Raw genomic sequence first — 26,823 nt, forward strand, 5'->3', positions numbered from 1 at the left:
GTAGACTTCGGGGCCGTTAAAAAGGGACTTTAAAAGGGACTAAGTACCAATATCAGCAATCACGACTTATGAGATCTATATGACATTAAAGATGAGCCCTCGTATTTACGACTATAAGTCGTTCAGTTTCTGGCTGATAGCCTTGATACCCAAAGTACCATGGGAAAGGGGATAATACAGATCTTGGTACCTATCGTCGAAACAGCACAGGCACATCGCCTAGAACATCCTCATGACAATCAGATCGCTGCTATGGGAGCAGGGGTTAGATTTGCGCAGAAACCATTTCGGAACGCTATACTAATCCAAGAATATATCCAACCGGGCCAGCCAGCAAAAAGTATCACGGTGATATCGAGGATTGTACGGGTTACCTATTCTCACCTCAAACAATCCCTTGAATATATTGTGCCTTTTTATTCTGGGCATTTTTTAAACAGGAAAAGTCAGATGAGTAATAAAGATAATTGTCGGCAAAGGATAGCTTGCTTCACGTTGATTTTAGGACTCTCTTCTTCATTCGTCCCTCTCACTCAAGCCGCAGTAAACGATGTGAGTGCCGATCAATGGCACTTTGAATTTACACCTTATATATGGGCTACTGGTCAAAGTGGCACCCTCGGTGTAGAGAGAGGCCCAGGCAACGGGCAGTCATTCGATCAGAGCTTTTCTGACATTTGGGATCGTATGGATATCGGCGGAATGGCAGCTTTTGAAGCTCGCTATAACCGCTGGGGCTTATTACTGGACGGTATTTATCTTAGAGTCTCTGACAATGCCGGCATTTCTGGCCCTAATGGCCTGATCAGCCTGTCCGCAGACGGTAACGTGACTCAGCAGCAGTACTCTGCTGCCGGTTATTACCGAGCCATCGAGGGTCAAACTACCGTAGATGCGCTGGCAGGGCTGCGCTATAACATCGTCAGTTGGGATATAGACGCACAACTCGCATCACCACTGTTTCCTGGTGCCTCTATTTCCCGGAATTTTTCAGAGCGTAAGGGCTGGGTTGATCCCTACGCAGGGGTTCGGGTTACACATCGTTTCGATCAGCAATGGAGTGTTGTTGGCTATGCCGACATCGGGGGGGCCAGTTCAGGATCAAACTTGACATGGCAACTCCTTGGTGGGGTGAACTATGCCTTTCGTCCTGACGTGATTGGTAAGCTAGGTTATCGCTATGTCGCTATCAATTATCAGAATGACGGTTTTATTTATGATGTAGCAACATCAGGATTTTATACCGGGGTCGGTATTGCCTGGTAAAACCTGAGCGCTGCGTCAGTTAAAAATAACATCACAATGATTAAATCGTTTTTAAGGATCACTCTATGAAATTAAGTAAGATTGCACAGTTTACCGCCATCATCATCGCGGCTAATACCTTCAACCTCGCTTATGCAGCTGGCGACGGGGGCAGTACCAATATCCGTACCACCAACCCCGATGTGCATTTCCATCCCCAGGGCAAACTACCGTCCCAATTTACTGTTGACCTGTACAACCAGGCAAAAAAATCATTACCTTTTGAAGATACTCGTGATTTTGAAGAGTCACAAAAGGGCTTTATCGCTAAACCCACCTTTACCAAGATTATGGCAGATGCTGGGAATGTCGCCTGGGATATGGGCAGCTATGAATTCCTGCTGCAAGGTAAAGATTTTACCAGTATCAACCCCTCTCTACAGCGTCAAGCGATACTCAACATGGCTTATGGCCTGTATGAAGTGGTACCCGATCGTATCTACCAAGTTCGCGGTTTTGACCTCGCCAACATGACTTTTATTAAAGGTGATACCGGTTGGATCATTTTTGATCCGTTAACCACCCGTGAAACTGCGGCGGCAGGTCTGGCATTTGTTAATGAAAAACTGGGCAAGCGCCCCGTGGTGGGCGTTGTGATCTCTCACTCCCACGGAGACCACTTTGGTGGGGTACGTGGTGTCGTGAGTGAGGCCGATGTCACCAGCGGTAAAATACCGCTGATTGCACCAGAAGGCTTTGTAGAGGCGGCTATTTCAGAGAACGTGTTTGCCGGTAACGCCATGACCCGCCGATTCCAGTATCAATATGCGGTCTTGTTAGATCGCAGCCCATTTGGTCATGTGGATCAGGCGATCGGTAAGAATGTGGCCGTCGGAAGCACCGGCCTGCTGGTGCCCAACCGTTTTGTCAAGAACGACTTTGAAGATATCACCATCGACGGCGTCAAAATGGTCTTCCAGAATACGCCAGATACCGAAGCACCAGTAGAAATGAACACCTACTTCCCGCAGTTTAAAGCGTTCTGGGCAGCAGAGAATGTCACGGGGACTATCCACAACATTTATACCTTACGTGGCGCACCAGTGCGTGATGCGCTCAACTGGTCAAAACAGATTAACAAAGCCCTATACAAATTTGGCGATGATGTACAGGTGATGTTTGCTTCACACAGTTGGCCGCGTTGGGGGAATGATCGCATTAAAGAAGTGTTGCGTGCCCAGCGTGATCTGTACGCTAACATGAATAATCAGGTACTGCATTACGCCAACCAAGGCGTGACTATCAACGAAATTCAAAATATCTACCAGGCACCTCCTAGCTTGCAACGCCAATGGGCCGCACGCAGTTACCACGGTTCTGAAGCACATAACTCCCGAGCCATCATCAACCGCTTTATTGGTTATTGGGATGGTAACCCAGCCACGTTGACCCCGCTGTCACCGCGTGAGTCGGCACCTTTGTATGTCGAAATGATGGGTGGAGCGGCAAAGATCCTGGCCAAGGGCAAGGAGCTTAATGCACAAGGCAAATATCTGGAAACCACAGAAATCCTCAACAAACTGGTTTACGCCGAACCGAAAAATCAGGATGCACGTAATTTGCTGGCTGATGCTTACGAACAACTGGGCTACCAGAAAGAAAGTACCAGTTTGCGTAACAGCTTCTTGCAAGGCGCTTATGAGTTACGCACCGGTATTCCGAAAGCTTTACCACCGAAAACAACAGGCCCTGATGTTATTCGCGCCATGCCAACCTCATTATGGCTGGATTTCCTTGGGATCAGTATGGACAGCAAAAAGGCCGAGGGCATGGGCTTTACCATTAATCTGGTCACACCGGATAACAAGGAGCGTTACTTGATAGAGATGAGTAATGCAACCTTGACCAACATTGCCGATTATCAGGCCAAAAATCCAACGTTAACCATTACCCTCAATCGTACCGATCTGAACAACATCATGATGGGAGCGACCACATTTGAAGCACTGGAAAAAGAAGGGAAAGTGAAAATGGAGGGGGATCGTTCAGCCTATAGCAAGCTGAAAACCACCTTGACCAGATTCACGCCGGACTTTGAAATTATCCCGGGTACGCTCAATGCTCGTCCAACGCCAGCGTCGAATGTAAGCAGTAAAACGCCAGGGGATAACAGCAATAATCCGTTTGAATACGTTCTCTATGAAGCGGGTGAAGATTAATCTCTCCGTTTAGGACCGGTTGAACGATCCTAATTGTATTTAACAGGCCGTAATCTCGGGAGAGATTACGGCCTTTATACTCTAACTAATGCAAGCAAGTTACAGATAATCAGCCCCTCATTAGCAGTCTGAAGATTAGTCTTTCCGTCACACACTTTTGTGCTCACCAGCCGCTCATGCCCCCTGCGTTAGCTAAAACCAGGTCCTCCCCAGTAACACGCCTCGTCAACGCCACAGAAAAAGCGTTTTATTGATCTAACGCAAAAAAAGTGTAATGCGAATAGTTTTCACTATCATTCGCGATGATTTTAGATACAATTGTCAAGTCTACGCTTTTAGCGATTCACCTCTTTCATCCATGAACTCTAAAAGGACCACGATATGAAGTCGCGTTTCACCGCTCTGAAGGCTTTAACTCTCTTCGCTTGCTCGACAGTATCGGCATTCTCTGCCTATGCTGAAGCAAAAAATCCAGGGATCGTGGTGTATAACGCCCAGCACGAAAGTATGGTTAAGTCTTGGGTAGATGCCTTTACTCAAGAAACAGGTATTCCGGTCACATTGCGTAACGGCGGTGACAGCGAGTTAGGGAATCAACTCGTTCAAGAGGGTAAAGCCTCGCCAGCAGATGTGTTCTTGACTGAAAACTCCCCGGCCATGGTGTTGGTGGATAATGCCAAACTGTTTGCCCCACTTGATGCCACCACATCGGCACAGGTTGAACCACAATATCGCCCAGATCATGGTCACTGGATCGGCATTGCTGCCCGCTCTACGGTGTTTGTTTATAACCCGGCCAAGATCAACAGCAGCGAGTTACCAGCCTCATTGATGGACTTAGCCAAACCTGAATGGAAAGGCCGCTGGGCCGCCTCCCCTTCTGGTGCAGATTTCCAGGCGATCGTCAGTGCATTGCTCGACTTAAAAGGGGAAGAAGCCACCCGAGAATGGCTAAAGGCGATGAAAGCCAACTTTACCGCGTATAAGGGTAATAATACCGTGATGAAAGCCGTCAACGCGGGCCAAATCGACAGTGGTGTCATCTATCATTACTATCCGTTTGTCGATGGTGCCAAGACCGGTGAAAACAGCAAAAATGTCAACGTACATTACTTTAAACACCAGGACCCTGGCGCTTTCGTGAGTATTTCTGGTGCTGGCGTTCTTGCATCCAGTAAACAACCTGAGCAAGCACAAGCATTTGTAAAATGGATCACTGGTAAACAAGGGCAAGAGATGTTGCGCACTAATAATGCGTTTGAGTATGCCGTTGGCGTAGGAGCAGCATCCAACCCTAAATTGACACCACTCAAAGATCTGGACGCACCCACGGTGGATCCTGCTAATCTGAACAGCAAGAAAGTGGTGGAATTAATGACCGAAGCCGGTTTGCTATAACCGCCAGCCAGCACTCAGGCGCATTACATTGCCTACTTAAGGTGTTAATTTCCCAATGTATCAAGTGGCCGATAGTGGAAAAATCATCCCTATCTGCCACTCCACAGACCCTGTGGTGCAGCGTGTTTTAACCGTAATGTCATCAAATACCTTTTCAGATATCACCCAAGCGATGCCGAATAATAACGTTCACACGCCCCACCAACACCCGCCATTATGGTTGGTGATTACCGCAGTCCTGTTTGCGCTATTAGCGCTGCTGCCGCTGGGATTTGTTCTGGGGATCGCCATTGACACCGGGTGGCAAACAGTCAAAGCACTGGTTTTCCGCCCCCGGGTGGGCGAATTACTGGTTAATACCTTGTTATTGGTGGTTTTTACCCTGCCAATTTGCACCTTCTTGGGGGTCACGCTAGCTTGGCTGACAGAGCGAACCCAACTACCGGGGCGTCGGCTCTGGGCTATTCTCGCCATCTTACCGTTGGCGATCCCGGCGTTTGTACAAAGCTATGCCTGGATAAGCCTGGTACCCGGCATGCATGGACTGGCTGCAGGGGTATTTATCTCGGTGCTCGCCTACTTTCCGTTTATCTATCTCCCCGTAGCCGCCGTATTACGGCGTCTTGACCCGGCGATTGAAGACGTGGCGACTTCGCTGGGTAACGGCCCTCGGGTGGTATTCTTTCGGGTGATCCTGCCACAGCTTAAACTGGCCATCTGGGGGGGGGCATTACTGATTGCCTTACATTTACTGGCAGAGTATGGCCTGTATGCCATGATCCGTTTTGATACTTTTACCACGGCGATTTTTGACCAGTTCCAGTCAACATTTAATGGGCCAGCAGCCAATATGCTGGCGGGTGTTCTGGCGCTCTGTTGCTTGGGGTTGCTGTTGATTGAGGCCACCAGCCGTGGCCGAACACGGTACGCCCGAGTGGGTTCTGGTAGTGCCCGCCGTCAATACCTGTACGCGCTTCGCCCATCAATGGGTTGGCTGTGCCTACTATTACCCATCACGCTCACAGTATTGGCGCTGGGTGTCCCTTTTATCACGCTATCTCGCTGGCTGCTGTTAGGGGGTACTGCCGTCTGGAATAACCCCCAGCTCTGGCCAGCCATCTGGCAGACACTGTCGCTGGCCACCAGTGGTGCGGTGATTATTACCCTGTGTGCCATTCCAACAGCGTGGCTCTCGATACGTTATCCGTCCAAACTCTATCGGGTACTGGAGGCGTGTAACTATATCACCAGTTCCTTACCCGGCATTGTGGTCGCCCTGGCGCTGGTAACGATCACTATTCATGCTATTCGCCCCATTTACCAAACAGAGATCACCTTACTGTTGGCCTATCTACTGATGTTTATGCCAAGAGCGCTGATCAATCTACGAGCGGGTATCGCACAAGCCCCGGTTGAACTGGAAAATGTGGCTCGCAGCCTCGGGCGAACACCGTTGCAGGCGCTATTCAGTACCACGTTGCGCTTGGCGGCCCCCGGTGCGGCGGCAGGGGCGGCACTGGTATTTATAGCTATCACCAATGAACTGACCGCGACATTACTGTTGGCCCCCAATGGCACTCGCACGCTGGCCACCGGGTTCTGGGCATTAACCAGCGAAATAGACTATGTTGCCGCAGCCCCCTACGCCACTCTCATGGTGCTGTTGTCCTTGCCCTTGACCTGGTTTCTTTACTCTCAATCTAAACGTACAGCAGGATTATGAACACACTGTCGCTACATCACATTGGTAAATCTTATCATGGGGTTAAAATTCTGGATGATATCTGCCTGCAAGTGGCTGAAGGGAGTAGAACGGCTATCGTTGGCCCTTCCGGCTCGGGTAAAACGACACTGCTGAGAATTATCGCCGGTTTTGAAGCCCCTGATGCTGGTGAGCTTCAGTTACAAGGCAACACCTTAGCGGCGGAAAAAGTCTGGATCCCCGCTCATCAACGGCGGATCGGTTTTGTGCCACAAGATGGCGCCTTGTTCCCGCACTTTACCGTGGCAGGTAATATCGGCTTTGCCCTGAAAGGCAGTAAACAAGAAAAACAGCATCACATTGATAAGCTTATGGATATGGTCGCCCTAGACCGCAGGCTTGCCAAGCTCTGGCCCCACGAACTTTCCGGTGGGCAACAACAGCGAGTCGCTCTGGCCCGGGCTTTGTCACAACAGCCCACGCTGATGCTGCTTGACGAACCTTTTTCGGCACTGGATACCGGATTGCGCGCAGCCACCCGTAAAGCCGTGACTGAACTGCTGTCTGAAGCAGGTATCGCCACTATTCTGGTTACCCATGACCAGGTTGAAGCGCTCTCATTTGCAGACCAGTTGGCGGTTATGCGCAATGGTCGTTTAACCCAAGTGGGCCCACCCAAAGATCTTTATCTCCACCCGGTAGATGAACCCACCGCCACATTTCTTGGTGATACCCTGATACTGCCTGCACAACTGGCAGCGGGCGTTGCCGAGTGTGTTCTCGGCCGCGTGGCGGTGGACAATATTCAACAGCGTGGGCCAGGTCGTATTATGTTACGGCCTGAACAAGTGCTGCTCGAGCCTACCCCGCAGTTGGCAGATTCTCAGGCAACGATCACCCATATCGACTTCGCCGGGTTTATTACTACCGTAACGTTACAGATGAACGACAGTAGCGAAATCCTGGAAGTTAAAACTATCAGCCGCACAGGACTTGATGTTGGTGCTGACATTAACCTGAGTATTCTTGGTTTGGCGCATGTTTTTACAGAGTAAGCAGTGGGTCAGGCTCAGTAACTGATTCGGGTAGAGTTGATACCCGTCATCCTTCAAGTTGCTTGGGTGTTGGCTGCACCCGCTCGCACCAGTCACAGAGTTATCTATGCGCCTAGTGACTCCCAGACTTGCCGCCTGCAAGAAAATCGAATTATTTTGTGTATACAGGGGTGTTGATGCTCAATCGGGCCAATTTCCGGTGAGCATCAGAATGCCGGGCAACCAACAGGTGAATATCCCCACCAGCAATGTCATATGGGGCAACGCTCGTCCTAGATTGCGCTTCAGCCCCTGGGCAATAAAGAACATCAACCACAGGCAGCCCCAGGCCAACCATAGCACCGTAAACAACCAGGCTTTTTGGTTGACACTTAGCAAGGCAAAAACCAGTGTATTTATCGCCACAAACAGGCAGTACCATCCAAACCCACTACCATCCAGTGACCACCATTGCACCACAGAGAGATAAAGATAGGTAAACGCAAACAGTAAACCACCGGCCGCCACCAGCAATGCCGGGTTATCCGTGGCCCGCACAATCCCCAATACATTAACCCCCAGCGCCAATAGCCCCACTAACAGATTGAAGGGGGCGCATTCCCGTGCGGCGACTCGGCCATAAAGTGACTGGGCATTCACTAACAACACGGCACCAATAAATAATAAACTCAGCCCTAACATACTCTTCTCCTTGGCTTGGCAGACATGCCCGTCCATGATGGGTCAGCGAGATTCTACTGACTAAGGATCTCCGCAATAGCATCAATAGAACTCACCGCGCAATTACACAACATATTGATTTATAATATTAAAATTCGATCTTCATCTCTGATTACGGAGTTTTCTTGATAAACACTCACAATGACGCTCTTTAAATCAGAGGAAGCTCGGGCCTGGCGCTGGTCCCCAGGCGGGATCCCCTGAAAAACCGCTGGCAAGGCGAGTCAGTAATTTCGATCGAGTTTCGGCGATAGCTTCACTATCTTCACCATGAAAGCAAAGTTCCAACTGCGCTACAGCCCCATCAATATGGGTCAAAATACAGCACCCAACAGCCTGCTGCCCAAGCACTTCTGCAGCAAGGGCTTGAGCCCGTGAGCAGGCGGCAGCAATATCAACACTGCGATCAATCGAAATTTTGATCCTCATCGGGAAGTGGGTACTGTTAACGTTAAGGTTGATCGCCACCTGACTGGCCGCAGCACTGTTTGGGATCACTACCAACCGCCCATCCCCGGTACGTAATGTGGTGTAGCCCAGGGAAATAGTCTGCACTACCCCAATCTCGGTGCCGCTGGGTACCGCCACCTGTAAGGTATCCCCCAAGCGGAATGGCCGGTAGATAGTAATAGCAAGGCCAGCGATTAAGTTTCCCAGCGTACTTTGCGCAGCCAGACCCAGTACCACCGATACCACGCTGGCACCGGCCAACATTGCCGTTCCCATAGTTCGAAGTGCTGGAATCAGGTGAGCATACAGAATCAGTGAAACCACCCAGATCGACGCTGACAGCAATTGTTGCAAGAAGTTGATGGTGGTGCGGTCAAGATGCTGGTGACGCGACATTGCCTTATTCACCATGAGCGACAAACCGCGGGACAGTATCAATGCACCGAGTATAAACAAAAAGAGGTAAATCAGCGCCCCGAACAAGTTATCGGGGCTTAGAAAGGAAAGCAAATTAACTTCCCCAAACTTTAATGTGTGCATTTTTTGTTCTCTCTGGCTATCACTTAATATTCCTCAACCAGGCTGTTTACGCCCAGCGCTTAATAATCAGCGAAGTGTTAATGCCACCAAAAGCGAAGTTATTACTTTGCAGGTATTCGCAATCAATATTACGTGCTTCCCCCATAATGTAATCCAATGCTCCGCACTGCTTATCTGGCGTATGCAGGTTGAGTGTCGGGGCAAACCAACCTTCACGCATCATTTGCAGACTCATCCAAGCCTCCAATGCACCACAAGCCCCTAATGTGTGACCAAAATAGCTTTTTAATGATGAGATTGGCACATTATCACCATAAATCGCGGCGGTAGCCTGACTTTCAGCAATATCCCCCCTATCAGTCGCCGTACCGTGGGCAGAGATATAACCAATATCACCTGGGCTTAAACCAGCCATCTGTAGTGATTGCTCCATGCAAATCTGCATGGTTTCTCGCTGTGGCTGGGTGATATGTGCGGCATCACAATTAGTGGCAAAGCTGACAACCTCACCATAAATGGTTGCCCCTCGCGCTTTGGCATGTTCCAGCTCTTCCAAGATCAATGTTCCTGCACCTTCGCCAATCACCAGCCCATCACGCTGCTGATCAAACGGCGCGGGCGTCGTCTGGGGCGCGTCGTTACGCTGGCTGGTCGCGAACAGGGTATCAAACACCGCCGCTTCTGAGGGACATAGCTCTTCTGCACCGCCAGCAACCATCACCGTCTGATAACCATGGCGAATCGCTTCCCAGGCATAACCAATGGCTTGGCTACCCGAGGTACAGGCACTGGAAGTCGGGATCACCCGCCCACGCAGGCCAAAGAACAACCCGGTGTTAACCGCCGTGGTGTGTGGCATCATCTGTACATAGGTGGTGCCGGTAATATTATTGGTGTGTTTCTCAGTTAACATGGTGGCGAATTCGCTCACTGGCCCCGTGCTGCCCGTTGATGAGCCATAGGCAATACCAGTCCGCCCCTGGGTCAAAACCGGATCATCAATCAGCCCGGCCTGAATCAACGCCAACTCTGTCGCCCGGGTTGACATCAGTGACACTCGCCCCATGGAGCGAATACGCTTCCGGGTATAGTGCTCAGGCAACACAAAATCATCGATAGGGGCACCCAATAGCGTATGCAAGCCAGAGTAGATTTGCCATTCTGGCATGTGGCGCACTGCATTTTTATAGCCTAACAGCCGACGGGACACTGCTTGCCAATCCTCACCAAAGGCGGTGACGCCCCCCATTCCGGTAATCACTACACGGCGTGTCATAACATCCCTCCATTGATAGAGATAACCTGGCGGGTAACATAACCGGCAATATCAGACATCAAATAACTCGCCAACCCAGCGACTTCTTGCGCTTGCCCGATACGCTTCATGGGAATCATCGCCATCGCCTCTTGTAATGCAGCCTCTTCCATCTCAATCATGCCGGTATCAATCAAGCCCGGCGCAATACAGTTCACCGTAATTTTGCGTTTTGCCAATTCAACGGCCAGTGCTTTGGTCGCACCAATAATCCCTGCTTTAGCGGCACTATAGTTAACCTGCCCACGGTTGCCCATCAGGCCAGAAACGGAAGAGAGGGTAATAATACGACCACCTTGACGTGTAGCGATCATTGGCATCACACAGGGGTGAATCACGTTATAAAAGCTGTCGAGATTAGTGTGGATTACCGCTCCCCAGTCATCGCCACTCAACGCGGGGAAAGCCCCATCGCGGGTAATCCCCGCATTGCTGACCACGCCATACCACGGGCCATGTTCTGCCATATCCTGTTCGAGGACCTCCTGACATTGCTGGCGGTTGGCCACATCAAAGCATAGCAAGCGCCCTTGCCCCCCAGCGGCGATCAGGGTCTCGCGTGTCGCCTCTGCGCCTGCGCGGTCCTGATGATAATGTATACCGACGATAAATCCATCTGCCGCCAACTGGCAGGCAATGGCACGCCCGATACCTTTACTGGCCCCCGTGACCAAAACTGAACGACTCATGTTGTAGATCCCTGATTAAAAAGTAATGTTAGCTCTTCCGGCGCGGGTTGAAAGGTATTTACACGGCCTGTCGCCAGCGTGTGATTTTCCACGCAGATGGTACAGTCAAAACTACCAAACCGTTGATCTTGCATCAGTAGCTTAACCTCAATATCCAGCACCGCACCGGCTGGCAAACTACCAGCGGCGCAGATCAACTCCCTCGCCCCCAGCACCATGCCAAGCGTGATACTTTGCTGGCCTTGTTGCTGACGATGCCAACCAGACCAAACGCCAATGGTTTGCGCCATCAACTCCAACGCATACCAACCTGGCAAGTTACCCTGACCATCAAGAAAGGGGGCCAATACGCTATCAGCTGTCACGGCGACCCGGCAATGTGCACTCTCCTCGCTGACACTCAACACTTCAGCCAGTAGTAACATGGGTGCATCATGTGGCAGGTAGTTCACTGGCAGTAAGTAATCACTCATGCCACTCTCCCCAGCAGAATACTGGCGTTATTGCCACCAAAGGCGAAAGAGTTAGACAAAATAACCGGACGCGCCAGGGGGGCTGCGGTATGTAATAGACCGCAAGGCGGTAAATCGGGATCCAGCGGTGAACGACTGAAATCCTGGGGTGGCAATGGTAGATTCTGTAATAGAATCAGTGCGCTGATAGCCGCTTCGGTGATGCCGGCGGCTCCCAAGGTATGCCCGGTTAAATGCTTGGTCGAACTGCAAGGCACTCCGGTACCGAACAGATCATGTACCACTTTGGATTCAATCTGATCATTAAGTAATGTGGCCGTGCCGTGCAGATTAATATAACCCACGTCCGCAGGTTGTAGACCCGCCTGCTGCAACGCCTGTTGAATGGCGCGTATGGCCCCCTCTCCTTGTGGGTGTGGTGCTGAAATATGGTGGGCATCGCTCGACTCACCTACCCCCAGCACGGCAATCGATTGTGGTTCACGCGTCAGTACCATCAGTGCTGCACCTTCACCAATGGTAATGCCGCAACGGTCACGGCTAAACGGCTGACAAAGAGTAGTAGAAAGCGACGCCAGACTATCGAACCCGTTAATCGGCATCCGGCTTAAGGTATCAGCCCCACCGACAATCGCCATATCCGCCAAACCTGCTTCGATCAACCTGCACCCACTGATGATCGCCCGGGCGCTGGAAGAACAGGCGGTGGAAAGCGTAAATGCCGGGCCACTCAATCCTAGCCAACGGCTGAGAAAGCGCGACGGGTCACCCAGTTCTTGTTGCGCGTAATGCCAACTTGAACTCTCTTCACCATTGAGCCGCAGATTAACGTACTGATCACCTTCATCCAATCCAGACGTGCTGGTACCCAACACCACCGCGATGCGCTCAGGACCAATAGTCCGTATCGCCTCATCCACCACCGGTTGAATTTGTGCCAGCGCTGCCAATAGCAGTTGATTATTGCGGCTACGATGGGGGGCAAAACTGTCGGGAATCGGCGGTAATTCACCATCAACACCCCCTAACACCACTGGCAGATCATTCTGTAACCAACCCGGGCGCGGACGCATACCTGGCGCAACACCGCGCGTCAGGTTGGCCGCAATCTCCGCGTTCGATTGTCCTAAGGCGTTAATCATGCCGATAGCAGAAATGTAAATCATATCAGTCGCCCAAATATTGAATGCCGATGTGATATTTAAAGACATGCTGCCTGATGCTAATAGGCTCACGTTTGCCTTTACGCTGTAAATAGGTGATTTCAGTGACCAGTTTGCCGCTGGCATTGCGCAACTCACGCTTATCCCCTTGATCAACCAGGGTCCAGCCTTTGGGTAATTGCTTCTGCCAGGCACTAATCGGCCAATGGCTGAGCATCACATCAGCTAAAACCTGACTGGCTGGCGGCAATTGTGGCACTACTAACGCCTGCTCGGTATGGATGCCATTATGGTCATAGGTGAGCAGGAATAGACGGATCCCCACAGACGAGAGACCTGCCAACGTAATTTGGTTGGCATCAGCGTTCAACATCACCAACAAAGACTGGGTTTGTCCGTTAAAACTGCCCGTCAGCAACTGTTGAGAATTCACTTCTGGCGTAATGCCCGGAGCCGGTAGCGTCACCCGCACACCAGGCTCAAGCCACGCCTGTGGGGCGGAGCTATCCGCAGGGCCGGGGGAATGGCGACAACCACTCATTAACAACACCCCAAGCAGCATAACCGTATACCAAAGGTGGTTCTTTCTCATTTTTTTCTCTCTTTTCGGTCAGGCATGGCTAATGGGGAAAGCAGAAAAGCAGTAAAGATCCCACTCACCAACACCATCCCAAAGTTACTAATTGCTTGTGTGGTACTAAAAACCAACATGCCTAGCGTAAGTAATGTAGTCATCATCGCCAGCGTGATCGCCAGCAATGAAGTCACCGGCGTACCCCGTGGATTACTGAAAAACAGGGTGTAGTTAATACCGATCCCCAAAACCAGCACCAGTGCCAATAACGAAAACAGGTTCACCGCATGACCACTCAAGGATAAAACAGCCAGCCCACAACTGAGGGACAGCAACGAAGGTACCAGGCTGACTAATCCTTTACGCCACCCCAGACGTATCATTGCGCCGCAGGCAATCACCGCCAGAGCCACCAGCAACAAACCAGCGAGCAGCGTGCGATAGAGCGCAAAAAGTTCGTTGAAGGTGCTTTTACGATCAACCCACGCCACGCCCTCCTGCTTTGCTGCCAATGCCTTCAATGCGGTACTGTCTGTCACACCATCAACCGGAACCAACACACCACTTTCACCGTTTGACAGCGTTAACCACATCAAACGCCACCCCTCACTGGCAGGGCTAGCAAGCCATTCATCAACTGTGACCGGCATCGCCTGCAATGCCGGGGTGATTGCCGTCAACCCCGCACTTTGCAGCGCACGGACGGTGGCTGGTGCCGCCTCACTTAACAGGGTGAGATCCTGTTGCTGACGAACCAGCGAATTCAGTGGGAGCAAGCGAAACCCAGTCAGCGTTCCCCCCTGACGAGCCTGCTCCAAAACCGGAGTCAATGCCTCAAGGCGTTCCAAAACTTGTTGCGAGGTTGCCCCATAAACCACAAACCATTTCTGATCGACGCTTTGCCCTGTCAGGTAGGTAATCTGCTTTTCCTGCGCCAGAATCCCCTGCGGCAGCGCTTGCAACTGAGCAATATCATCATCAAACCGCAATGTCGCGATACCTGCCAATGAAACCACCGCCAGGAGCACAGGCAAGGCCCACGATAATTTTTGCTTACGCCGCCAAAACGCCAGCCAGCGCAGTAGTAGTGTCATAGCCGGGATGGGCCTGACCGGCAATCGCTGACATAACCAAGGGTGCCAGAAAAGTACCGTCAAACAGGAGGCGCTCAGCCCTGCCACGGCAAACACCGCCATCTGGCGAATCCCCGGAAAGGGCGCCAACATGATAATCAGATAGGCGATGACGGTCGTCAGCAATGCCAACAACAGCGCTTGACGAACTTTATGCAAACTTTGCCAGGGTGACACTTCGCCGCCATGGACCATCCGCTCAGTGAGATAGTAGAGCGTGTAGTCAGCGGAGATGCCAATAATGCTCATACTCATCACCAGCGTCATCAGGTGCAGTTCGCCAAAGAGCAACAATGTAGCGACGACCCCGGCCAACGCCCCAATACCTACCGAAAGCAGGCACAACAGCAGAGGGCGCAGTGAACGAAAAACCACAACAATCAGCAAGATGACGCCGAGGATCGTCGCTACCCCCAAGGTAGAGAGGTCGCTCTTCGCTTGTTGGCTGGCATAATCACTGTAAAACACCGTGCCACGTGAAAGCAGTTGTGCCTGTGGATACTCTGCCTTTAACTGGTTTTCCAACCTATTAAGCGTGGACACCACCTGGTGGGTCTGCTGCATATCAAACGACGAGTTGGCTAACTCACCATGCAGCAAATACCAGTAATTCCCCTCATCATCCTGGGTGACCAACCAGCCATCCATCAGTCGCAAACGCTGGCTATTTTGGGCCAATGCCAATTGCGAGCCGCGCATGAGCATCAAGGGATCATTTTGTAACTCTTTACCGCTCACCCCTGAAAATGCAGAGTAGAGTTGCGAGAGGATCCACTGAGCCTGGGCTTCCCCCCCATCCTGTAAGCGTTGACGTGTCGCACTGTCGAGCAAGCCATTACGATGACGCCAATAAAAGTCCCCCCAAGCCTGCTGGCTAGTCGCATCCATCGGGCCTTTGAGTTCCTTCACCCCCTTGGATTGCTGCAACAGTGTGAGCCAGTATTGCGCGACCTGCGGGTTAGCCTGTTTACCCGGGCTGACTAACCAAACCAGTTGTTTATCCAGCCGCTGCATAAAGCCGTCATTCAGTGCTGGGGGGATAGTCCCCAGGGTCTGCTTGGGCAACATGGCCAGCACACTGCTGTTGATACGCGTTTGTGGCAACATGACCAGCAAGGTACCCAGTAAAACCAGACAAAGGGCTCCCCATAACCACGCCAAGCGTTTAGCGCTAGTGTGCAGCAAAACGTTGGTTCTCATCATGGGTCAAGCTATTGGGGGTCAGCCGATGTTGGGAGAAGATAATCGTTGTGCGATCACCCTGTTTATCGTTCAGTTGGATGGTTTCCAGATAGTGCTGCCCGGACAGCTCAAGGGTGGCAAAAATTTTATCCAACGGGGTGGTGACAGGCGTTAGCTTTAACATCCAGCGGCCTTCACCTTTATCCTGGAAATCAATTTGGAAGTTTTGCTCCAATACTTTTCGATCAGCCTGAAATAGCGCGCGCAACAGATGGTTGAACTGGAACATCTGAGGGTTATTTTGTGCCGTAATCACCTGTGGTGCCTGGCCGTTAATCACTTGCACCATACGCGCGTCATCCAGTATCAGCGTCATGACAAACGGCGTTTTCTGATCCCATAACAACCCTTGTTCACGGGCAATGACCATTTCACCTTGCGAGCGCAACGGCTGTGGCAGGCCTTTGATACTGCGAGTCTGATCAAAATGAGCCCGCACCACCGGTTGTTCGGTAAAACGCTGCTGCAATTCATCCAGCGTGACAGCACTAACCCACGGAGTGAACAGCAGAATAAATAGAGGCCAGTACTTCATGGTGTCACTCCCATTCGTTCAAACAGAATTGCCGGGCAGACAAAACACATCTCCCCACTCTTTTCTTCTACCGCCACCTGAATGGTGTAACCGGTAGTGGTACATTTGCCGCTAGCTGCATCAAAAATCTGATAGTCAATGCGCAAACGGTTTTCATATTCTGTTAAGCGGGCACAGACACGGATCCGCTGTTCAAAAGTCAGGATGTTGCGGTACTTCACCCGAGTGTCCACCACTGGCCAAAGATAACCCGATGCTTTCATCTGCCGATAACCATAATCAAACTGGTTCAGTAATGCCTCGCGGGCAATTTCAAAGTAGCGAAAGTAGTTACCGTGCCAAACCACCGCCATCATATCGACATCATGGAAGGGCACTGAAAGCTCTACTTCAGCAGTAAAACGGGGATCGTTGAGCACCCTTTACTCCTTATCAACAGGTTGGTCAGGAAGTTGCCAGAAATCGAAAAAATTAAACCAATCGAGCGGCGACGCCAGCGCATAATGTTCCAGGCGCTCCGCATAGCGATCAACCGCTTGTTGCAGTGCTCCCTGGCGGTCCGCACGTGGTAACAGTAACGGGTTGGCGAAGGGTTCACAGTGTAAATACAGTTTCCCTTGCTGACGCAGGGCAAAAACCAGTAATACTGGGCAGCGCAAGACCGACGCCAGAATAAAAGGCCCCTGAGGAAAAGGGGCCGGACGCCCCATAAAACGGCTCCAAACCACACGCCAGTCACCACCCCGTTGCCGGTTAACTGCGACACGATCGCCAACAATGGCAACCCATTCACCACAGTCCAGCTTCTCTTTCAGCAATATGGCACTCTCAGGGCCGAGATGATTAACCGGGATCAGATTCAACCCTGCCTGTGGAGCCATCTCTGCCATAATCTGTTTGAAACGTTGCGCGTTATCAGTAAACACCAACGCATTGATGGTCTTACTGCCTTGTTGTTGAGCCAGAGCACGACAGGCTTCAACATCCCCTAAATGTGACACCAACAGCAGCTTTCCCGTTGGTGAAGGAACATCCAGGGTAACTTCAGCCCCCGGTGCAAAAATAACATCCCGCCCCAATTGCAGCTCGCCTCGCCAACTGGCGATTTTGTCCAGCATGGCGTCACCAAAGCGCAAAAAATGTTGGTAGCTATTGCAACCGGCTGGGATCGGGCGCTCACGCTGGGTTAATTCATACCTCACTCGCTTGAGCCAGTTTTGCGAAGCCCGGCGTGCCTGATGTGCACCAAGCCAATAAGCGGCCACGACCGGGTAGAGTAACAGTGAAAATGCTTTACGCCCCAGCAGTCGCCAGACAGTAAGCATGAGTCGCATCCCCCATAGCCCCTGGACCTCCTTTTGCTGTGCCCAGTGTGAGCTGGAACGGCGCAATAGCAGCGCTGGGATTCGTGGCAGCATGCCGAAGAACAGACGAGTATGCATCAGTGAAATACGGCAGTTATCTTTCAATGCATCAAAGTGCGACAGACCATCCTGCGGATAGGTGACGCGAGTGGGGACGAAATAACTACGGTTACCTTGCCAGTAGAGCCGCACCATCACTTCAGTATCAAAATCCATCCGTTTACCCAGGGCTACCTGCTGTGCTAATTGCAACGTAGGCGCCAGCGGATAAACGCGAAAACCGCACATGCTATCTTTTAACTGCAAAGAGAGAGTTTCAATCCACACCCAGACATGGGTTATCCAGCGGCCATAACGACGCGAACGTGGGATTGAATCGTCATAAATCGGTTGCCCGGAAATTAACGCACTGGGATGCTGCTGTGCCAACGCCATCAGTTTAGGAATATCTTCAATGGTGTGTTGCCCATCCGCATCTACCTGAATCGCGTGGGTAAACCCCTGTTGAAAAGCCTCTTCCAGCCCACGAATTACCGCAGTCCCTTTACCGGAATTGTGAGCAAGACGTACCAGCGTCACATGAGGATAACGCCCCACCAAATGTTCAAGCTCTTGGCGTGTCGCTTCATCACTGCCATCGTCCACCACAAAGCAGGGCAAACCAAAGGGCTGCAAACGTGTCAACACGCTAGCCATCATGGCTCCGTGATTATAACAAGGGATCACCACACAGAAATGGCAGGCTACGGGGGTTAGCGACATAGCAGTTAATGACATGGCAGTTAACGACATAGACGGATCTTCCCACTGCTGGCAGTCTGCCGCGCGTCACCATCATGACGTTGATAACTGAAGGTTAATACTTGCCGCTCTTGCTGCCAGTTAAGCAGCAACGTCACTCTATTTTCCGGCAGCAAAGGGGCTTGAAACTTAACGTTCGATATACTGTGAAAACGAAAACCCGGTGCCAGCAGCGTAGTGGCGTAATGCATCACCCAATTTAATTGAGCAACACCAGGCAACAGTGGCTGGGCAGCAAAATGACCCTTAAACCAGAATGAAGCCGGGTCAAGCCACAGGACGATTTCCGCTTGTGATGCCTGCAACAAATGACTTTCAATTTCATGTGGTTGCATGAAAAAGCTCCTGTAATTGCGCATAGACACGCTTATTCATACTGTTGACCGGTATCTCATCGATAATACGCCAGTAACGGGGAACGGTAACTGGCTCTAACCGAGGCAACAACGCACGACGCCACTCAAGTTCCTGTGCCGCCTTACTACGCTGTTGCCATTGTTGCCGCATAGGTTCATCCAGCACCAGCAGAGCACCAATCCCCTGACGACCACCGCAACTCACTGACAGAGCCACCGCCTCCTTCACCCCTTCCAGTTCCAGTAAGCGTTGTTCAATCTCGTCCAACGAAATTCGCTTCTCTTCAATCTTCACGACACGGCCACAGCGCCCCTGCAAACGGAACAAGCCGTTATCATCAAACTGCAAAATATCATCAAGCAACTGGCCCTGACTGTCGGGTATTAGGGGGGAAATAGCACGAAACACCTCACCATCGGCGTGGATCTTTACCCCCGGGAAGCATTGCCAAAGGATATCCTCCTGCTGGCGATGGCACCACGCCATAATCCCGGTTTCAGTACTGCCGTAAATTTCGTCAGGCCATACTCCCAACCAATGGGCAGTTTGAACCACATCTTCCCATGGCAGGACCCCACCAGCGGAAAGCACCATCGCTACCGATGGCGGTGTCAGTTGATGATCCAAACGTTTTAAAAAGGCCGGGCTGCTGATAAACACATAGCGATAGGCAGGATTCAACGCGGCCAACTGCTCGGTGTAATAGAGCATCGCCGCATGCAGCGGCAACCCTAACGCCATGGGCAGAAAGATGCGGAAGGTGAGCCCATAAAGATGCTGTGGCACCACAGAGGCGACAACACGGCAGCCAGCAAGGCGTTCAGCAAAGCGGTCCGCCAATAATAGCGCTTCACGATCCAGGCAGGTGATAGGCTTAATGACTCGTCGCGGCTGCCCGGTGGAACCAGAGGTAAATAACTCGACATAAGCTGACGGGTCAATCGCGGGTAATGGCTCACGCTGTTCAGCCTGTTGATTAGCAGAATGAATGACAACGGTTGGACCACCCCAGGTCAGCATGCGGTCTGCCAATACGCCATTAAACAGAGCTTGTTGTTCCTCTAGCAGCGAAACACGGCTATGCCCTGGAATAATGGGTGTTTTCCCTGCATGCAGCATCGCTAATAATGCGACGATAAATAAATAGCTGTTTTCAAAACAGAGCGCCCAGCGTTGACCCTCGTGCTGTTGCAGGGTGTTCACCAACAGCGTGACATCATAACGCAGATGCCCCAGGGTCCAGGTCTGTTCGCCCAGCCAGGCAACCGGTGTGTCATCCGGACGAGGTGCACTCAACCACTGTGCCAGAGGAAGCGGCTTGATCATGGGGCGGCTCGTTTTATCACCTGGCGGCGTACCAGCCATTCGCCCATCATCAATATTCCCATCAGCACATAGGCTATCATGCCGTTCCAAGTCGTCCATAACCACATCTCACCATATAAAACGGTAAATAGTGCCATTGCACCATTTAAAATAAAAAACACGCACCATATTTGCGTTACCTTGCGGGTATAACGCACTCCCTCTGGGGGGAGTTCCGGTGCCTGCAAACGTGCCAAGCGCTCAACCAGCGGCATTGAACTCCATAGTGAACTGCCGAATAACACCAGCATCACCAGATTCACCATCACGGGATAAAACAACAACAGCTGGTGCGCTTGCAGCAGATAGCTCAAGATGCATAAGGCAACCCCCGCCGAAACAACGCTTTGTATCACCAGGCGCATCGGGCCAATAGTCTGGCGGACCTGACAAACTCGCAAGATCAGCAAAAAAACCATCAGCGGCACTAACCAACGCAGACCGTTATAGGTCAAACCAAACCAGATAAGAAATGGCCAAGCCAGCAGCATCAGCGCTGTAATCAGTTGTATACCCCGCTGCAAACGGTAACCACCCATAGGGAATATTATTCTCGCAGCAGGTTTTCTACCGCATCCACCACATCCTGCACGGTACGGACGGATTTAAAGGTTTCAGGCTTGATCTTTTTGCCGGTTTTCTTTTGCAGATGCACGATCATGTCAACCGCATCAATACTATCCAGCTCAAGATCCTCATACAGACGGGCCTCTGGCTTAATATCATCAGGGGAAATTTCAAATAGTTTACCTAGAAGATCAGATACTTCCTGATAAATGGCATGTTGTTCTGTCATAGCGGATGGGCTCTTAAGCGCGTTGATTGTGGATGAAAGAAGCCAGCGTCGCCACAGAATAGAAATGCTGACGCATCTCTTCACTCTCTGCGGACAACACGATGCCGTATTGGTTTTTCACCATCAGCCCCAACTCCAGAGCATCGATGGAGTCCAACCCCAGACCTTCACCAAACAGTGCCGCGTCAGTATCGATATCATCAGGCGACAGCTCATCCAGATTCAATGTATTGATAATCAGGTTTTTTATTTCAAGATAGAGAGCTTGCATTATTATTTTTCCTTGCAACGAAATTATTCCCATCACCAATCACACCGCAGAGATTGGGGTTACCCGCGTTTACCCGTATCACTGACTGGTGCCAGCTCATCGGAGTTCCCTCGGATACCCTCTACCTGCAGCTTGATTGAGCTTGGGTATAGTCCTGGTGATAGTAGATGCAAAATATGCTGGTTGAGCCGCCTGGCAGCCAGTGCCGGTTGCGGTGATTTTGCATCAATAAATTGTTTAATCGGTATCCGCTCACCCACTGCCACCTGAAACAGGGGTTTTCTGGGGGGGATGTCATACCATCTGCTTTGCTTATCAAGCAGATGCTCACTGCAGCGGATCACCACCACACGTAAATCACAACCGCAGCGCACAGCGATATTGGCGGCACCTCGCTGCAACACCATCTGCTCCCCCTGACGTGTGCGTGTCCCCTCGGGGAAAATCAGGATAGTATCCCCCTGGGCAAGGCGCTGCTGGCTGGCTGGGAGTAACTCATCCGCCTGACTATTAATCAGATAACCTGCCGCACGGATCACCCCACCAATAAACGGATTGCGCAATAATGAACTTTTTACCAGGCAGTCTGTTTCCGGCATCACCGACGCCAACAGCACATAGTCTATCAAGGTCGGGTGGTTGGCGACTATCAGACAACCACGTTCCTTGCGCAGTAGCTCAAGACCATCAATGCGATAGTCAAGTACCCCCAGCACTTTGGCCGTCGACAGAAAAAAGCGAAAGCTGGTAGCAATACTGTAGCGAGCCAGGCTACGCCGCTTGGCCTCATTGCGATACAACACCAGCAGCAGATTAAACCAAACCAGCGACAGCAATAGCCCGCCAATACCAAACAGCACAAAGCACCACCCGGTCATAACCAGCCGCCAAAGCCGGTTTATGCGCGCGTACAGGGGATTCATGCCCGGCTCCAGTGCCACATCAATCTCTCCCCTGGGATCGAAAACAGCGGCACAGCACTTAAGTAATGTTGCAAAAACTGCAAGCTTTGTGGCAATGCAGGTTCTTCCCCGTACTCCACCGCCTGACTGGTACATTGCAACGTTTCTCCACGCTCAAATACCATGGCCACTGCATAAGCCCAGGTCGGCATCTGTTCAGGCAGGCTGTCATGGTAAAACTCAGGTAACATACCGTCAAAATCCACCATTAATACCCGTTGATAGCCTGCCTGTAATAGACAAGTCACTTCACACAACCCTTGCTGAAAAGTATCGATACCGGCAGCCAATGAGGATGAAACCAATGGTTGTTGAGCCGCAATAGTCAAATGCCCTACTGCCGAATTATGCACCGAGGTGGTGAAGTCACTGGGAGAGACCGGCAACTGCTCCGCCAGGGCTGACAAGATGCGATAATTGCGTTCCAGTTCACCATGACGGCTGGTGTACAGCACAGCATCAATTTGATGGCGGCGTAACATCGCCAAGCCACACTCCACCGCCAATCGACTACCTGATGCCAAGCGACGTGCCGTCATCATTGAAAGCTCGCTTAGCTTCGCCTGTGGTTCTGAGGGCACAATAGCATGGGGCTGCTGCGACCACTGATACCACTGCGCTGCCTCGCTCAAACCAGGTGCCCTGGCCTGCCAGTCAATAATATTTAAAGCCAATTTCATCTAAGTAAGCGCATCCGCAATCAATAGGTGACTCTGAGAGAGTGACAGGGAGTCAGTGCAACAAAAATGCTGCCATTTTATTAAAATTTTTGACATATCAGTAAAGTATGTCCAATTCCGAGGTTATCAACGCGTTTCTCTAGCCGAAAACCAGCCATTTCGAGGTAATGACAAAACTTCTCTACACTATAAAAACGGCTATTCCCGTTAGCCATACAAGTGAAATAGAGCGATGACGCATTCAAGCTGAATGCTGCGGCCTCAAATTTTTGTGCATCCCAGAAGAGTTCCATAATACACAACCGAGCGCCGGGTTTCATCACACCCGCAACGCGGTTCAGAATGGCAATAATTTGTTCTGGTGAGAAACAGTCAAGGAACTGACTCATCCACCAGATATCGGCTTCGCCAGGTAATGGGGCATCACCCAGCATATCTACCGCATGGAAACCGATGCGATGAGATAATCCCGCCGCTTCAATATTCTCGCGAGCCAATGCAATTTGCTGTGGTAAATCTAATAATGTCACGGAGACATCATTATCATGCTGGCAGCAACGGAGCGCCCACTTACCTGTATTGCCCCCCACGTCGTATAAAGAGCCCGGTTGATAGGCAAATATATGTGGCAATACTGCGTCAAACGCGCCGTCTGAATAGTAATGATCAAAAGCGAACCAGCTTTCACGCGCCGCATGAGGTAATTGTGATAAGGCCGGATAAATGGTTGGCCACTCACCAAATACTTTTAAGCCTGTTGGCTTTCCTGCTTTAAGTGCATCTTCTAAAGAGAATAACCCCTGATAGCAAACATCTTGGGTGAAATCCATATTCACACGGGTCATGGTATCGTGAAGCAGAAAATGGCCAACCTTGGCAATATAGTAATGCTCCTCTTTACAGGTCACAATACGCCCACTGAGCCCCATATCCAGTAACACGCTGACTGCATATTCATTAATATTACTGTTATTGGTGATATCTCGCAGAGTGGCTCCACGCCTTCCTTGTTTATCGAGATAATCCAGTACACCTGTATTGCGTAAACAAAGTGCCGTTTGAAACAGCATAGGTGCAAAAGCAATTCGTTGTGCCTCGGTAATGGCATCGAGGGCACTGAGCTTATCATGCTCATACATTTTTCACGCAATCCCTTAAGCTGGTCTCGCTATCTTTCAAATTGCCTGTGCGTTAACGGTACTCAGCCTGCCACCAGGTCATTTATCCCCTTGGTGACTCTTTAACTTACAGCAACTGACATGATTTGGAGTCTATCCCCATCACCATTAAAGCCGCAGCGATGTTGACTGCAACTTGAATGAGTCTGGATATAAAAAATAGTTTCATTGGGCCACGACCGACCCAATGTTAATCAACACTAATAATTATAATCCAGCACCTGCTGACAGGTTCAACTGAATATCTTTATCGAGATTGAGTACCCAACGATTATAACTCTTATGAATCTTACCACCGGAGGATTGCAAATTGAGGCTACTGACATAGTTAATGGAATAGCTGGTTGCCGTATAATTAATGCGAATTTCTGCAACGTGGTCACGTGCTTGCTGGCGGCCATTAATGACACCTGGACTGACTTGCGTCATGATCCACTGACGTTGCTGCCCCGCTTTTAGAATAGCATCTCTTACCTGAGTTTCAGTATGGCCTGCAGTTACCGTACTGTGAACTTGAACTACTGGCGCAGTCCGTGCACAACCTGCCAGAGTAACTATTACAGTGAGAGCGACACACCATTTTAAGAATTTTCCCATAATACAATCTCCATTTTTGATTATTTGAGCCCAACCTCAATGCAATCAAGATATTAATCTCAGCATCTGAAAATGATGGGTTAAGAACAATGTTAAGAATTGGTTAAGTTGAGGCTATTTCACTGAAAATAACGGTTCACAAGACCATCGAGACAGGCCGTATCCCTTGCCACACCAAAGTTCCCGCGCGAACTTTACACAATCACTTTATCAGGTTCAAGCTCTGAGTCTGTTTAAGTTGAATAATAAAAGATACTTTATTTGTGTAATAGAATATGAATATCGAATTTTATTCGACACAAGAATGTCTGTTATAACCATGGTTTTATATATAACACCCTACATATTTATCATGGTTATACTGAGGCGCTTGAAAGAAGCTCGATGACGAGCTCCGTCCTTAGAGCTCGTAAGGTTACTGTTTACCGGTAATTTGAAGAAATCAGGATAGTGCTTGACTACCCTACTCGCTAAAACCGGGCTCGCTTCAATCACGCATCGCCAAGGCCTTATCTTTAGCTAGGAGAAACGGCCTAAGATAGGCAACGGTATTGGATAGCGGGATAACATCATCGCTTAAGTTAATATTCAACACTGTCTTGAGATATTCACGCCGCTGGGTGATACGCGCCCAAAGCTGCGGGTATTCCTGCCTGATGTTGGCCTGGAGTTCAGCATCGGCCACCGCCACACACTCCTCAGCGCTGACACCGGTATACCCCGCGACGGATGGAATGATATCAATCTGTAACATCATGCCACTACGGATTTGCTCTTCCGATAATGGATAGACAGGGGAAGACATCCACTCCTCATCCGCCACCAAGTGCCCTGGGTTGAGATGCCAACCATAATCCTTCTTAGGCAACACCTGCTCAATCAGGGAATAAAGTTCACCGCCTTTCATACCGATATGAATATTCTCCAACCAGGTCGCCACTGCACGGTAGTAAGGCTTGGCTACCCTTGCCAGATAGTCACTTTGGTTGGCGGGCAATTCACTTTCATCAGCGATAGCAAAGCCGGTTCGACTGGATAATCCCCCTTTATACGCCGTAGTCAACGACAGCGGGTCACCTTGCTGGATCACTTTGTGAGTGGGATAAAAGTTGGCATGTTCAAAACGACGCCCGGTGGCAGCAATGGTGACCACCGTATTATATTGCCCCTCGGCAGTGAGTTGTTGCCCTAAATCGCTCTCTTTAACGCCCACCGCAACGCTATTCATCGCCGCCATAATGCAAGTGGAAGAGAGGTTGGCACCGTACTCGTAGTGTGCGAGTTCATTAGCATTATTGGTGGTCCGGGCTCCCGCTTGTCCACCAATAAACAGGGGGATGGCATTGACCAATGTGGCCCCCGTAGCCAGGCTCTTTTTAACGGATTCAACGATAAAATAAGGGAGATCAAACAGTGTTTCCTGGTTGCCTATTTTGCCGGTAAACATTTTCCAACCTACTAAACCGACTTTCTGTTTATTCCCCAAACCGGCGGCCACAAAGAGCTCATCGAGCGGCTTTTCGTGATCCATCGGCTGGTTCGGCAAAGAGAAATAAGGACAAAGCAGCTGTTGCACCGGTAAACGCGCATGTTGTGCCATTTTCAGGTTTTCATTCCCTAAAATAATGGTCGCTTTACCGTCAGCTTCCAATAGCAACAGGGCCTCTTCAAAGCGCGGTACAAAACCGGTCAAATATTCAAAGTTACCGCCATGCTCTTTATCAGCGTAAATCAGCAGCGCATCAAAATTTTCAGCTCTCATCCTCGCCAGCACTTTATCACGGCGTGCAGCCATCGTTTCCGCCGTCAGCATGACGGGGGCCACCTGCGGAAAAGTGGCAGGGGGGACAACCGAAACCAACTCAACACGTTTTGTCTTCATTTACCCTAACCTCATGGTTAACTATTTTTATCGCGGCTTTTACTGCGGCTGCCAACTGGCCCTAGCACCTGCACCGCCCGACCTGCCCACAAAATATGATGATCATTATACCCTACC

26 protein-coding genes are annotated in these 26,823 nt (G+C 50.6%); 5 read left to right on the forward strand and 21 right to left on the reverse strand.

Annotated features, from left to right (window positions below; genetic code table 11):
- Positions 1-450: 450 nt before the first annotated feature.
- From AC2A06_RS05710 to AC2A06_RS05730, 5 genes are all read left to right on the forward strand, one after another.
- Positions 451-1,266 (forward strand): hypothetical protein, encoded by an 816-nt coding sequence (locus AC2A06_RS05710; RefSeq protein ID WP_484379650.1) that lies wholly within the window; start codon positions 451-453, stop codon positions 1,264-1,266.
- Positions 1,267-1,331: 65 nt separating this feature from the next.
- Positions 1,332-3,464 (forward strand): alkyl/aryl-sulfatase, encoded by a 2,133-nt coding sequence (locus AC2A06_RS05715; RefSeq protein ID WP_484379651.1) that lies wholly within the window; start codon positions 1,332-1,334, stop codon positions 3,462-3,464.
- A gap of 381 nt (positions 3,465-3,845) precedes the next feature.
- Complete coding sequence (locus tag AC2A06_RS05720) at positions 3,846-4,862, forward strand: iron ABC transporter substrate-binding protein (protein WP_484379652.1); 1,017 nt, start codon at positions 3,846-3,848, stop codon at positions 4,860-4,862.
- 172 nt (positions 4,863-5,034) lie between these two features.
- Positions 5,035-6,585: an ABC transporter permease gene (locus AC2A06_RS05725; protein ID WP_484379783.1), complete on the forward strand. Its 1,551-nt coding sequence runs from the start codon at positions 5,035-5,037 to the stop codon at positions 6,583-6,585.
- Positions 6,582-7,619, forward strand: coding sequence for an ABC transporter ATP-binding protein (locus tag AC2A06_RS05730; protein ID WP_484379653.1), 1,038 nt, complete (start codon positions 6,582-6,584; stop codon positions 7,617-7,619). The genes AC2A06_RS05725 and AC2A06_RS05730 overlap by 4 nt, the downstream gene beginning before the upstream one ends.
- A 180-nt stretch (positions 7,620-7,799) precedes the next feature.
- Here AC2A06_RS05730 and AC2A06_RS05735 read toward each other — a convergent pair whose 3' ends face one another.
- The 21 genes from AC2A06_RS05735 to AC2A06_RS05835 form a co-directional block, all read right to left on the reverse strand.
- A complete protein-coding gene (locus tag AC2A06_RS05735; RefSeq protein WP_484379654.1) occupies positions 7,800-8,300 on the reverse strand; it encodes an AmiS/UreI family transporter in 501 nt (166 codons plus the stop codon).
- A gap of 195 nt (positions 8,301-8,495) precedes the next feature.
- Positions 8,496-9,185 (reverse strand): mechanosensitive ion channel family protein, encoded by a 690-nt coding sequence (locus tag AC2A06_RS05740; RefSeq protein WP_484379655.1) that lies wholly within the window; start codon positions 9,183-9,185, stop codon positions 8,496-8,498.
- A 190-nt stretch (positions 9,186-9,375) separates the two neighbouring features.
- Entirely contained in the window at positions 9,376-10,605 is a 1,230-nt protein-coding gene (locus AC2A06_RS05745; RefSeq protein WP_484379656.1) for a beta-ketoacyl-ACP synthase, read from the reverse strand.
- Positions 10,602-11,333 carry a 3-ketoacyl-ACP reductase FabG2 gene (locus AC2A06_RS05750; protein ID WP_023488914.1) on the reverse strand — a complete coding sequence of 244 codons (732 nt, stop codon included), beginning with the start codon at positions 11,331-11,333 and terminating at the stop codon, positions 10,602-10,604. Before AC2A06_RS05750 ends, AC2A06_RS05745 begins: the two co-directional genes overlap by 4 nt.
- On the reverse strand, positions 11,330-11,806 hold the full coding sequence (locus AC2A06_RS05755) for a hotdog family protein (RefSeq protein ID WP_473196875.1): 477 nt from the start codon (positions 11,804-11,806) through the stop codon (positions 11,330-11,332). The genes AC2A06_RS05750 and AC2A06_RS05755 overlap by 4 nt, the downstream gene beginning before the upstream one ends.
- Complete coding sequence (locus AC2A06_RS05760; protein WP_484379657.1) at positions 11,803-12,972, reverse strand: beta-ketoacyl-[acyl-carrier-protein] synthase family protein; 1,170 nt, start codon at positions 12,970-12,972, stop codon at positions 11,803-11,805. The genes AC2A06_RS05755 and AC2A06_RS05760 overlap by 4 nt, the downstream gene beginning before the upstream one ends.
- 1 nt (position 12,973) lies before the next feature.
- Entirely contained in the window at positions 12,974-13,561 is a 588-nt protein-coding gene (locus tag AC2A06_RS05765; RefSeq protein ID WP_484379658.1) for a DUF3261 domain-containing protein, read from the reverse strand.
- On the reverse strand, positions 13,558-15,876 hold the full coding sequence (locus tag AC2A06_RS05770) for an MMPL family transporter (protein WP_484379784.1): 2,319 nt from the start codon (positions 15,874-15,876) through the stop codon (positions 13,558-13,560). The genes AC2A06_RS05765 and AC2A06_RS05770 overlap by 4 nt, the downstream gene beginning before the upstream one ends.
- On the reverse strand, positions 15,848-16,453 hold the full coding sequence (locus tag AC2A06_RS05775; RefSeq protein WP_023488909.1) for an outer membrane lipoprotein carrier protein LolA: 606 nt from the start codon (positions 16,451-16,453) through the stop codon (positions 15,848-15,850). The genes AC2A06_RS05770 and AC2A06_RS05775 overlap by 29 nt, the downstream gene beginning before the upstream one ends.
- Positions 16,450-16,872 (reverse strand): acyl-CoA thioesterase, encoded by a 423-nt coding sequence (locus tag AC2A06_RS05780; RefSeq protein ID WP_023488908.1) that lies wholly within the window; start codon positions 16,870-16,872, stop codon positions 16,450-16,452. Before AC2A06_RS05780 ends, AC2A06_RS05775 begins: the two co-directional genes overlap by 4 nt.
- Before the next feature lie 3 nt (positions 16,873-16,875).
- Positions 16,876-18,579 (reverse strand): glycosyltransferase family 2 protein, encoded by a 1,704-nt coding sequence (locus AC2A06_RS05785; RefSeq protein ID WP_484379785.1) that lies wholly within the window; start codon positions 18,577-18,579, stop codon positions 16,876-16,878.
- Positions 18,580-18,599: 20 nt separating this feature from the next.
- Positions 18,600-18,953 carry an ApeI family dehydratase gene (locus AC2A06_RS05790; RefSeq protein ID WP_484379659.1) on the reverse strand — a complete coding sequence of 118 codons (354 nt, stop codon included), beginning with the start codon at positions 18,951-18,953 and terminating at the stop codon, positions 18,600-18,602.
- Positions 18,940-20,301: a class I adenylate-forming enzyme family protein gene (locus AC2A06_RS05795; RefSeq protein WP_484379660.1), complete on the reverse strand. Its 1,362-nt coding sequence runs from the start codon at positions 20,299-20,301 to the stop codon at positions 18,940-18,942. Before AC2A06_RS05795 ends, AC2A06_RS05790 begins: the two co-directional genes overlap by 14 nt.
- A complete protein-coding gene (locus tag AC2A06_RS05800) occupies positions 20,298-20,879 on the reverse strand; it encodes a COG4648 family protein (RefSeq protein WP_473196871.1) in 582 nt (193 codons plus the stop codon). The genes AC2A06_RS05795 and AC2A06_RS05800 overlap by 4 nt, the downstream gene beginning before the upstream one ends.
- A gap of 8 nt (positions 20,880-20,887) precedes the next feature.
- Positions 20,888-21,136, reverse strand: coding sequence for an acyl carrier protein (locus AC2A06_RS05805; protein WP_116730199.1), 249 nt, complete (start codon positions 21,134-21,136; stop codon positions 20,888-20,890).
- A 13-nt stretch (positions 21,137-21,149) separates the two neighbouring features.
- Positions 21,150-21,407 (reverse strand): phosphopantetheine-binding protein, encoded by a 258-nt coding sequence (locus AC2A06_RS05810; RefSeq protein WP_473196870.1) that lies wholly within the window; start codon positions 21,405-21,407, stop codon positions 21,150-21,152.
- Between the two features lie 59 nt (positions 21,408-21,466).
- Positions 21,467-22,330 carry a lysophospholipid acyltransferase family protein gene (locus AC2A06_RS05815; RefSeq protein ID WP_484379661.1) on the reverse strand — a complete coding sequence of 288 codons (864 nt, stop codon included), beginning with the start codon at positions 22,328-22,330 and terminating at the stop codon, positions 21,467-21,469.
- Entirely contained in the window at positions 22,327-23,049 is a 723-nt protein-coding gene (locus tag AC2A06_RS05820; RefSeq protein ID WP_023488900.1) for a beta-ketoacyl synthase chain length factor, read from the reverse strand. Before AC2A06_RS05820 ends, AC2A06_RS05815 begins: the two co-directional genes overlap by 4 nt.
- Before the next feature lie 80 nt (positions 23,050-23,129).
- A complete protein-coding gene (locus tag AC2A06_RS05825) occupies positions 23,130-24,188 on the reverse strand; it encodes a methyltransferase (protein ID WP_484379662.1) in 1,059 nt (352 codons plus the stop codon).
- Between the two features lie 246 nt (positions 24,189-24,434).
- Entirely contained in the window at positions 24,435-24,824 is a 390-nt protein-coding gene (locus tag AC2A06_RS05830; protein WP_473196867.1) for a hypothetical protein, read from the reverse strand.
- Between the two features lie 487 nt (positions 24,825-25,311).
- Complete coding sequence (locus AC2A06_RS05835) at positions 25,312-26,706, reverse strand: M24 family metallopeptidase (protein ID WP_473196866.1); 1,395 nt, start codon at positions 26,704-26,706, stop codon at positions 25,312-25,314.
- Positions 26,707-26,823: the final 117 nt, after the last annotated feature.

It is taken from the genome of Serratia sp. HNCC26DJ244 (assembly GCF_057180565.1).